Genomic DNA, 1,407 nt, shown 5'->3' with positions numbered 1-1,407 from the left:
GCTCGCTGCACGATGAGCGGTTGAATTGCAGCCGACTCACGAGCAACCGGACAGCAGCCGTTTTCTGACGGCCGGGTACGGTGGCCGGTAGCGTACCGAAGCGCGAGAAGTCGGCGGCAAGCATCGCTGCAACGCGTTCCGTCAGTGAGGGCGCGGGCAAACTTGGGCGCTGCGCTTTGTGCTGAGGCTAGGGTGTCGAGTTCAGGCTTGAGTGAAAGAGTCCAGCCTTGATTGAAAACCGACATCCCGTCTCAGACCGTTTGCAGCCGCAACTGCCGCCGCTGCCAAAGCGTCTCGGCGCTGTACAGCATCAACGCGACCCAGATCAGCGCAAAGCCGATCAGGCGGGCCGGTTGCATGGGTTCGCGGAAGATCAGCACGCCGAGCAGGAACTGCAGGCTGGGGCTGATGTATTGCAGCAGGCCAAGCGTGGCCATTGAGACGCGCTGCGCGCCGTAGGCGAAGAGCAGCAGCGGCGCGGCGGTGATGGGGCCCGCCAGCAGCAGCCAGACCCAGGTGGCGGCGTCGGCCTGCGCGGTGTCGCCGCCGTGCGTGCCCAGCCACAGCAGGGCAGGGATGGCGACCGGGGCCATCAGCAGGGTCTCGGTCGTCAGCCCTTCGAGCGCACCGAGCGACGCGGTCTTTTTCAGCAGGCCGTAGGCGCCGAAGCTGGCGGCCAAGCCCAGCGCGATCCACGGCGGTGAGCCGGCTACCGCGCCTAGCCAGAGGACGCCTGCAGCGGCCACCGCCAACGCGGCCCATTGCAGGCGTCGCGGCCGTTCGTGCAGCACCAGCACGCCCAGCAGCACGTTGAACAGCGGGTTGATGAAATAGCCCAGCGCTGCCTCGACCACATGGCCGTTGTGCACCGACCAGACGTACAGCACCCAGTTGATGGACAGCAGGAAGGCGCTGGCCGCGTAGGTTGCGACCGTGCGCGGGGAGCGCATGGCCGGCCTCAGCCAGCCCCACTGGCGCCGCGCGCTGAGCACCAGCACCAGGCACAGCAAGGCCCAGACCGAACGGTGGAAGATCAGCTCGACGGCGCTGATCTGTGACAGGCGGTGGAAGTACAGCGGGAACAGGCCCCAGCAGACGTAGGCCAGGCCGGCGGCGTAGACACCAGGATTCATGGAGCGCTCGGGTTGGGCAGGTCGCCGGGTTGGCGATTGTCCCCAGCCTGCAATCCCCTCATGGCCCCCATGGCCCCCATGGCACGCACTGCCTCCGAGCCTTCGTCCCACTGCCACTCGCCTTGTGCGAACAGCGCCTGCCAGGCCGCATCGGGCGGCGCGTGCAAGGCCGGCGGCTGGCCGGTTGCCGGGTGCGGCAGTGTCAGGTCCAGCGCATGCAGCCACAGCCGGCTCTTGCAGCGTGTGCATCCATTCCGCATGCTGCGCCGGCGCC

General features: G+C 67.9%; 1 protein-coding gene and 1 pseudogene. Both read right to left on the bottom strand.

Features of this window, described 5'->3' with window-relative positions; genetic code table 11:
• Positions 1–251: 251 nt before the first annotated feature.
• The gene (rarD, locus tag FKP22_RS30385; protein WP_141291927.1) at positions 252–1,133 is read right to left on the bottom strand and encodes an EamA family transporter RarD; all 882 of its coding nucleotides are present in this window, start codon (positions 1,131–1,133) and stop codon (positions 252–254) included.
• Positions 1,130–1,407 (bottom strand): annotated as a pseudogene (locus FKP22_RS30380) (hypothetical protein); the annotation flags it as partial. The pseudogene FKP22_RS30380 and the gene rarD, both read right to left, overlap by 4 nt.

Origin of the sequence: Ideonella azotifigens (assembly GCF_006519715.1) — a bacterium.
Taxonomy (GTDB): Bacteria; Pseudomonadota; Gammaproteobacteria; order Burkholderiales; family Burkholderiaceae_C; genus Ideonella; species Ideonella azotifigens.
This window is presented reverse-complemented; position numbering and strand designations above follow the sequence as displayed.